The organism is Klebsiella sp. CN_Kp097, from assembly GCF_040064495.1.
Lineage (GTDB): Bacteria > Pseudomonadota > Gammaproteobacteria > Enterobacterales > Enterobacteriaceae > Klebsiella > Klebsiella aerogenes.
In genome coordinates, this window is record NZ_JBEAIL010000006.1 from 352,391 (window position 1) to 360,623 (window position 8,233).

Here is an 8,233-nt window from a genome sequence, read left to right on the forward strand (position 1 = left end):
AGAACAAAATGGCGGTACGTAAACGTTTTATTGCCGGCGCAAAATGCCCGGCGTGCCAGGCGCAGGATTCACTGGCGATGTGGCGCGAGAATAATGTCGATATTGTTGAGTGCGTTAAGTGCGGACATCAGATGCGCGAGGCCGATAAAGAGGTCCGCGAGCACGTTCGTAAAGAAGAGCAAGTGATCGGCATTTTTCATCCGGACTAGCGTTATCTGTCGCCTTTTTTTAAGCTAAAGGGTACACGGCTGCAGAATTCCGCTACAATCTGCGCCACTATTCTTCCCATGCTCAGGAGATATCATGAAAGTAGCAAAAGACCTGGTGGTCAGCCTGGCCTATCAGGTACGTACAGAAGACGGTGTGTTGGTTGATGAGTCTCCGGTGAGTGCGCCGCTGGACTACCTGCATGGTCACGGTTCCCTGATTTCCGGCCTGGAAAACGCATTAAACGGCCACGAAGTGGGCGACAAATTTGATGTCGAAGTCGGCGCGAATGACGCGTACGGCCAGTATGACGAAAACCTGGTTCAGCGCGTTCCTAAAGACGTTTTCATGGGCGTTGACGAACTGCAGGTTGGCATGCGCTTCCTGGCTGAAACCGACCAGGGTCCGGTACCGGTAGAAATCACCGAAGTCGGCGACGATTTCGTGGTGGTTGACGGCAACCACATGCTGGCTGGCCAGAATCTGAAGTTCAACGTAGAAGTTGTCGCCCTGCGCGAAGCCACTGCAGAAGAGCTGGAGCACGGTCACGTACACGGCGCTCATGGCCACGATCACGATCATGACCACGGTCATGACGGTTGCTGCGGCGGCCACGGCCACGATCATGGTCACGACCATGAACACGGCAAAGGTGGTTGCGGTAACGGTGGTTGCGGTTGCCACTAATGGCGTCGCGTTCGCGCGAATAGCCAAAAAAGCGGGGAAACCCGCTTTTTTTACGTCTCAATAATGCGGAGGCGGCGTCTCTTCAGACTGTGACGCGATGTGCGACGGCTGTGTCGCTTTCAATTTTTCGATCATCAAGCGCATATGTTCGCGCATTTTGGCCATTTCTATTTCATGCGCCGTGACGGTTTTGTTGAGGTCCTCGATGGTGATCTCCTGAAACGCCAGTCGGCTTTCCAGTTCCGCCAGACGCGTCTCCATTGTGCTATCGTTCATAGGTCGCCTCTTCTATCTTGTTTGCGGGCGGATTCTACTCAAGTTTCCGCGTTAACGCAGCATCGTAACGTCAGAGAGGAAACTAATTCATACAAAAATAGTCTGAAATGAGGCGATATTCAGGTAGGTCTGTATGTAGATTTGTTCTGCAACGTTCTATAGTACGTTTTTTGCTTTTTATGATAACCCTGGGGTGAGATGCCCCGGCCCTGGAGAAATGGATGAAATCACTGTTTAAAGTAACGCTGCTGGCGACCACGATGGCCGTTGCCCTGAATGCACCGCTGACCTTTGCTGCCGATACCGCAGCGAAAGCTGCACCGGCGGCGGACAGCAAATCGGCATTTAAAAATGACGATCAAAAATCCGCTTATGCGCTGGGTGCATCCCTCGGCCGTTACATGGAAAACTCCCTGAAAGAACAAGAGAAGCTGGGTATCAAACTGGATAAAGACCAGCTGATCGCCGGTGTGCAGGATGCGTTTGCCGATAAGAGCAAACTGTCCGACAAAGAAATTGAAACCACTCTGCAGTCCTTTGAGACCCGCGTGAAAACCGCCGCTCAGCAGAAGATGGAAAAAGATGCGACCGAGAACGATGCCAAAGGCAAAGCGTTCCGTGACGCCTTCGCTAAAGAGAAGGGCGTGAAAACCTCTAAATCCGGCCTGATGTATAAAGTCGAGAAAGCCGGTACTGGCGATGCGCCGAAAGACAGCGATACCGTCGTGGTGAACTACAAAGGTACGCTGATCGACGGTAAAGAGTTCGATAACTCTTACACCCGCGGCGAGCCGCTCTCTTTCCGTCTTGATGGCGTTATTCCTGGCTGGACCGAAGGCCTGAAAAACATCAAAAAAGGCGGCAAAATCAAGCTGGTTATCCCACCAGATCTGGCCTACGGCAAAACTGGCGTTCCGGGTATCCCGGCTAACTCTACGCTGGTATTCGATGTAGAACTGCTGGACATCAAACCGGCTCCGAAGGCTGATGCTAAGCCAGAAGCCGCTGCCGAAGCACCGGCTGCAGACGCTAAGAAGTAATCTGCTATAAGCCGCCGCCTTCAGGGGCGGCGGCTTTTTTATTGGCTGTAGATATAATTAAAACTGGAAAATTCCTCAGGCGCTGTATTACTTTAGATAGCTTAATAATGATGATGAGCCTGCCCTGACGATAACGACAGGCTCCTGAAAAGGAGTGCTTTTTTACATGTCCAGGTCGCTTTTAACCAACGAAACCAGCGAGCTTGACCTGCTGGATCAACGTCCTTTCGACCAGACCGACTTCGATATCCTAAAATCCTATGAAGCGGTGGTGGACGGGTTAGCGATGCTCATTGGTTCCCATTGTGAAATCGTGCTGCACTCACTGCAGGATTTAAAATGCTCCGCTATTCGTATCGCTAACGGTGAACACACCGGCCGCCAAATTGGCTCGCCGATTACCGATCTGGCGTTACGTATGCTGCACGATATGACGGGAGCGGATAGCAGCGTATCGAAGTGCTATTTTACCCGCGCGAAAAGCGGTGTGCTGATGAAATCGGTGACTATCGCCATTCGCAACCGGGAACATCGGGTGATAGGTCTGCTTTGTATCAACATGAACCTTGATGTTCCGTTCTCGCAGATTATGAGCACTTTCATTCCGCCGGAGACGCCGGAAGTCAACTCGCAGGTCAACTTCGCCTCGTCGGTGGATGATCTGGTGGCGCAAACGCTGGAGTTCACCATTGAAGAGGTGAATGCCGATCGTAACGTATCGAATAACGCGAAAAACCGCCAAATCGTGTTAAATCTTTATGAGAAAGGCATCTTCGATATCAAAGATGCGATTAACCAGGTAGCCGATCGCCTGAATATCTCTAAACACACGGTGTACCTCTACATCCGCCAGTTTAAAAGCGGTGATTTCCAGGGGCTGGATAAGTAATGCGTTTTGCCATCACCGTAACCGGGCCTGCCTACGGTACTCAGCAGGCCAGTAGCGCGTGGCAGTTTGCGCAGGCGGTTATTAACGCAGGACACGAACTGCCCTGCGTATTTTTCTATCGTGAAGGAGTCTACAACGCCAATCAGCTGACGGCTCCCGCCAGCGATGAGGTAGACCTGGTGCGTCACTGGCAGCGCCTGCATGATGAACATGCCGTTGCGCTGCACATTTGCGTGGCAGCCGCGCTACGCCGCGGCGTGAGCGATGAACGCGAAGCGCAGCAGCTTGGTTTGCCGGCGCATAATCTGCAGCCGGGATTCACCTTAAGCGGGCTAGGCGCGCTGGCTGAAGCGTCGTTAACCTGCGATAGAATGGTACAGTTCTGATGAAACGCGTGGCTTTCGTATTTTCTTCCGCGCCGCACGGCAGCGCAGCCGGTAGGGAAGGGCTGGACGCCTTACTGGCGACCTCGGCCCTCACCGACGACCTCGGCGTTTTTTTTGTCGGTGACGGCGTGTTTCAGATTATCCCTGGCCAGCAGCCGGGAAAAATCCTCGCCCGTGATTATATCGCCACCTTCAAGCTGTTATCGCTGTATGACATCGAACAGTGTTGGTTATGCGCGGCGTCTGCCCGCGAGCGCGGCCTGGCCGCCGATACGCCGTGGGTGGTGGATGTAGAAAGCCTCGAGCCAGAAGCGCTGCGCGCCCGGCTTGATGAGTTCAACGTGATTCTACGATTCTGAGGCCCAGATGCTCCACACTCTAAGCGTCTCTCCCTGGCATGTCGATATCGACGCGATGCTGCGTCTGGTGAAGCCAGGCGACGATCTGCTCCTGCTCTCCGATGGCGTGGTCGCGGCGATTGACGGCGGCCGTTTCCTTGAAATCCTGCAATCCGCCCCCATAACCCTACATGCTCTGCAAGACGATATCGAAGCCCGCGGGCTGGCTGGTCAAATTGCGGACAGTGTCGTCAGGGTTGGCTATACTGATTTCGTCAGTCTTACGGTCAAACATGAAGGTCAGTTGGCCTGGTAATGGCGGGATCGTTGTATATTTCTTGACACCTTTTCGGCACCGCCCTAAAATTCTGCGTCCTCATATTATATGAGGCGATTTATTACGTGTTTACGAAGCAAAAGCTAAAACCAGGAGCTATTTAATGGCAACAGTTAACCAGCTGGTACGCAAACCACGCGCGCGCAAAGTTGCAAAGAGCAACGTGCCGGCGCTGGAAGCCTGCCCGCAGAAACGTGGCGTATGTACTCGCGTATATACCACCACTCCTAAGAAACCGAACTCCGCACTGCGTAAAGTTTGCCGTGTGCGTCTGACTAACGGTTTCGAAGTCACCTCCTACATCGGTGGTGAAGGTCACAACCTGCAGGAGCACTCCGTGATCCTGATCCGTGGCGGTCGTGTTAAAGACCTTCCGGGTGTTCGTTACCACACCGTTCGTGGTGCGCTTGACTGCTCCGGCGTTAAAGACCGTAAGCAGGCTCGCTCCAAGTACGGCGTGAAGCGTCCTAAGGCTTAATGGTTCTCCGTTAAGTAAGGCCAAACGTTTTATATTAATGTCAAACTAAACTCTTTGAGTTTTGGACAATCCTGAATTAACAACGGAGTATTTCCATGCCACGTCGTCGCGTCATTGGTCAGCGTAAAATTCTGCCGGATCCGAAGTTCGGATCAGAACTGCTGGCTAAATTTGTAAATATCCTGATGGTAGATGGTAAAAAATCTACTGCAGAAACTATCGTATACAGCGCGCTGGAGACCCTGGCTCAGCGCTCTGGTAAAACTGAACTGGAAGCCTTCGAAGTTGCGCTCGAAAACGTGCGCCCGACTGTCGAAGTTAAGTCCCGCCGCGTAGGTGGTTCTACTTATCAGGTTCCAGTTGAAGTACGTCCGGTTCGTCGTAATGCCCTGGCAATGCGTTGGATCGTTGAAGCTGCTCGTAAACGCGGTGATAAATCCATGGCTCTGCGCCTGGCGAACGAACTCACTGACGCTGCAGACAACAAAGGTACTGCAGTTAAGAAACGTGAAGACGTTCACCGTATGGCCGAAGCCAACAAGGCGTTCGCACACTACCGTTGGTAATCCCTTCGGAGTCATAGTCACCAGGCGGGCGTTTCAGATGAGTCGCCCGCTCTGGATAACTTAACTGAACGCCTAAAGAAATAAACGAGGAATCAAATGGCTCGTACAACACCCATCGCACGCTACCGTAACATCGGTATCAGTGCGCACATCGACGCCGGTAAAACCACTACTACCGAACGTATTCTGTTCTACACCGGTGTAAACCACAAAATCGGTGAAGTTCATGACGGCGCCGCTACCATGGACTGGATGGAGCAGGAGCAGGAACGTGGTATCACCATCACTTCCGCTGCGACTACTGCATTCTGGTCTGGTATGGCTAAACAGTATGAACCGCACCGTGTAAACATCATCGACACCCCGGGGCACGTTGACTTCACTATCGAAGTAGAACGTTCCATGCGTGTTCTTGATGGTGCGGTAATGGTTTACTGCGCAGTTGGTGGTGTTCAGCCGCAGTCTGAAACCGTATGGCGTCAGGCAAACAAATATAAAGTTCCGCGCATTGCGTTCGTTAACAAAATGGACCGCATGGGTGCGAACTTCCTGAAAGTTGTTGGTCAGATCAAAACCCGTCTGGGCGCGAACCCGGTTCCGCTGCAGCTGGCAATTGGTGCTGAAGAAGGTTTCACCGGTGTTGTTGACCTGGTGAAAATGAAAGCCATCAACTGGAACGATGCAGACCAGGGCGTTACCTTCGAATACGAAGATATCCCGGCTGACATGCAGGACCTGGCTGACGAATGGCACCAGAACCTGATCGAGTCCGCTGCGGAAGCTTCCGAAGAGCTGATGGAAAAATACCTGGGCGGTGAAGAACTGACTGAAGAAGAGATCAAAAAAGCTCTGCGTCAGCGCGTTCTGAACAACGAAATCATCCTGGTAACCTGTGGTTCTGCATTCAAGAACAAAGGTGTTCAGGCGATGCTGGATGCGGTAATTGATTACCTGCCATCCCCGGTTGATGTTCCGGCAATCAACGGCATCCTGGACGACGGTAAAGATACCCCGGCTGAGCGTCACGCAAGCGACGACGAGCCGTTCTCTGCACTGGCGTTCAAAATCGCTACCGACCCGTTCGTTGGTAACCTGACCTTCTTCCGTGTGTACTCCGGTGTGGTTAACTCTGGTGATACCGTACTGAACTCCGTGAAAGCTGCACGTGAGCGTTTCGGTCGTATCGTTCAGATGCACGCTAACAAACGTGAAGAGATCAAAGAAGTTCGCGCGGGCGATATCGCTGCCGCTATCGGTCTGAAAGACGTAACCACTGGTGACACCCTGTGTGACCCGGATGCGCCGATCATTCTGGAGCGTATGGAATTCCCTGAGCCGGTAATCTCCATCGCCGTTGAGCCGAAAACCAAAGCTGACCAGGAAAAAATGGGTCTGGCTCTGGGTCGTCTGGCTAAAGAAGACCCGTCATTCCGCGTATGGACTGACGAAGAGTCTAACCAGACCATCATCGCTGGTATGGGTGAACTGCACCTCGACATCATCGTTGACCGTATGAAGCGTGAATTCAACGTTGAAGCGAACGTCGGTAAACCTCAGGTTGCTTACCGCGAAGCGATTCGCCAGAAAGTTACCGATATTGAAGGTAAACACGCCAAGCAGTCTGGTGGTCGTGGTCAGTACGGTCACGTTGTGATCGACATGTACCCGCTGGAGCCGGGCTCTAACCCGAAAGGTTACGAGTTCATCAACGACATTAAAGGTGGTGTAATCCCTGGCGAATACATCCCGGCCGTTGATAAAGGCATCCAGGAACAGCTGAAAGCTGGTCCGCTGGCTGGCTACCCGGTAGTTGATATGGGTATCCGTCTGCACTTCGGTTCTTACCACGACGTTGACTCCTCTGAGCTGGCGTTTAAACTGGCCGCTTCTATCGCCTTTAAAGAAGGCTTTAAGAAAGCGAAACCAGTTCTGCTTGAGCCGATCATGAAGGTTGAAGTAGAAACTCCGGAAGAGAACACCGGTGACGTAATCGGTGACTTGAGCCGTCGTCGCGGCATGCTGCGCGGTCAAGAATCTGAAGTAACTGGCGTTAAGATCCACGCTGAAGTTCCGCTGTCTGAAATGTTCGGATATGCAACTCAGCTGCGTTCTCTGACCAAAGGTCGTGCATCATACACCATGGAATTCCTGAAGTATGATGATGCGCCGAACAACGTTGCTCAGGCCGTTATTGAAGCCCGTGGTAAATAATCCACAGGATTAAAACCTAAGTCCCGTGCTCTCTCCTGAGGGGAGAGCACTATAGTAAGGAATATAGCCGTGTCTAAAGAAAAATTTGAACGTACAAAACCGCACGTCAACGTTGGTACTATCGGCCACGTTGACCATGGTAAAACTACTCTGACCGCTGCAATCACCACCGTACTGGCTAAAACCTACGGCGGTGCTGCTCGCGCATTCGACCAGATCGATAACGCGCCGGAAGAAAAAGCTCGTGGTATCACCATCAACACTTCCCACGTTGAATATGACACCCCGACTCGCCACTACGCACACGTAGACTGCCCGGGCCACGCCGACTATGTTAAAAACATGATCACCGGTGCTGCTCAGATGGATGGCGCGATCCTGGTTGTTGCTGCGACTGACGGCCCGATGCCGCAGACTCGTGAGCACATCCTGCTGGGTCGTCAGGTAGGCGTTCCGTACATCATCGTGTTCCTGAACAAATGCGACATGGTTGATGACGAAGAGCTGCTGGAACTGGTTGAGATGGAAGTTCGTGAACTGCTGTCTCAGTACGATTTCCCGGGCGACGACACTCCGATCGTTCGTGGTTCTGCTCTGAAAGCGCTGGAAGGCGACGCAGAGTGGGAAGCGAAAATCATCGAACTGGCTGGCTTCCTGGATTCTTACATCCCAGAACCAGAGCGTGCGATTGACAAGCCGTTCCTGCTGCCGATCGAAGACGTATTCTCCATCTCCGGTCGTGGTACCGTTGTTACCGGTCGTGTAGAGCGCGGTATCATCAAAGTTGGTGAAGAAGTTGAAATCGTTGGTATCAAAGA

The 8,233-nt window shown here is 52.5% G+C and carries 12 protein-coding genes; 11 read left to right on the forward strand and 1 reads right to left on the reverse strand.

The features are described 5' to 3' along the window. The first annotated feature begins 8 nt into the window (after positions 1-8). Together ABLV07_RS10165 and slyD are read left to right on the forward strand one after the other, a co-directional pair. On the forward strand, positions 9-209 hold the full coding sequence (locus tag ABLV07_RS10165) for a YheV family putative zinc ribbon protein (RefSeq protein WP_004106389.1): 201 nt from the start codon (positions 9-11) through the stop codon (positions 207-209). Between the two features lie 94 nt (positions 210-303). Beyond that, entirely contained in the window at positions 304-894 is a 591-nt protein-coding gene (slyD, locus tag ABLV07_RS10170) for a peptidylprolyl isomerase (RefSeq protein ID WP_015369410.1), read from the forward strand. A gap of 57 nt (positions 895-951) precedes the next feature. Here slyD and ABLV07_RS10175 read toward each other — a convergent pair whose 3' ends face one another. Next, positions 952-1,170, reverse strand: a complete 219-nt coding sequence (locus ABLV07_RS10175) for a protein SlyX (protein WP_015369411.1) — start codon at positions 1,168-1,170, stop codon at positions 952-954. A 221-nt stretch (positions 1,171-1,391) separates the two neighbouring features. Here ABLV07_RS10175 and fkpA point away from each other — a divergent pair, with 221 nt between their 5' ends. The 9 genes from fkpA to ABLV07_RS10220 all read left to right on the forward strand — a co-directional run. Further along, positions 1,392-2,210, forward strand: coding sequence for an FKBP-type peptidyl-prolyl cis-trans isomerase (gene fkpA, locus ABLV07_RS10180; protein ID WP_015369412.1), 819 nt, complete (start codon positions 1,392-1,394; stop codon positions 2,208-2,210). Between the two features lie 166 nt (positions 2,211-2,376). Beyond that, complete coding sequence (locus tag ABLV07_RS10185) at positions 2,377-3,099, forward strand: transcriptional regulator (protein WP_004868391.1); 723 nt, start codon at positions 2,377-2,379, stop codon at positions 3,097-3,099. Continuing rightward, a complete protein-coding gene (gene tusD / locus ABLV07_RS10190) occupies positions 3,099-3,485 on the forward strand; it encodes a sulfurtransferase complex subunit TusD (protein WP_139397213.1) in 387 nt (128 codons plus the stop codon). The genes ABLV07_RS10185 and tusD overlap by 1 nt, the downstream gene beginning before the upstream one ends. After that, the gene (tusC, locus tag ABLV07_RS10195) at positions 3,485-3,844 is read left to right on the forward strand and encodes a sulfurtransferase complex subunit TusC (protein ID WP_015369414.1); all 360 of its coding nucleotides are present in this window, start codon (positions 3,485-3,487) and stop codon (positions 3,842-3,844) included. Before tusD ends, tusC begins: the two co-directional genes overlap by 1 nt. Positions 3,845-3,851: 7 nt before the next feature. After that, positions 3,852-4,139, forward strand: coding sequence for a sulfurtransferase complex subunit TusB (tusB, locus tag ABLV07_RS10200; protein ID WP_015369415.1), 288 nt, complete (start codon positions 3,852-3,854; stop codon positions 4,137-4,139). A 124-nt stretch (positions 4,140-4,263) separates the two neighbouring features. Continuing rightward, the gene (rpsL, locus tag ABLV07_RS10205; RefSeq protein WP_000246815.1) at positions 4,264-4,638 is read left to right on the forward strand and encodes a 30S ribosomal protein S12; all 375 of its coding nucleotides are present in this window, start codon (positions 4,264-4,266) and stop codon (positions 4,636-4,638) included. Between the two features lie 95 nt (positions 4,639-4,733). Beyond that, positions 4,734-5,204, forward strand: a complete 471-nt coding sequence (gene rpsG, locus ABLV07_RS10210; RefSeq protein WP_015369416.1) for a 30S ribosomal protein S7 — start codon at positions 4,734-4,736, stop codon at positions 5,202-5,204. Between the two features lie 96 nt (positions 5,205-5,300). Next, positions 5,301-7,415, forward strand: coding sequence for an elongation factor G (gene fusA, locus ABLV07_RS10215; protein WP_047054552.1), 2,115 nt, complete (start codon positions 5,301-5,303; stop codon positions 7,413-7,415). A gap of 69 nt (positions 7,416-7,484) precedes the next feature. Next, positions 7,485-8,233, forward strand: a 749-nt coding sequence (locus ABLV07_RS10220; protein ID WP_031231115.1) for an elongation factor Tu, incomplete at its 3' end; no start/stop codon positions are given.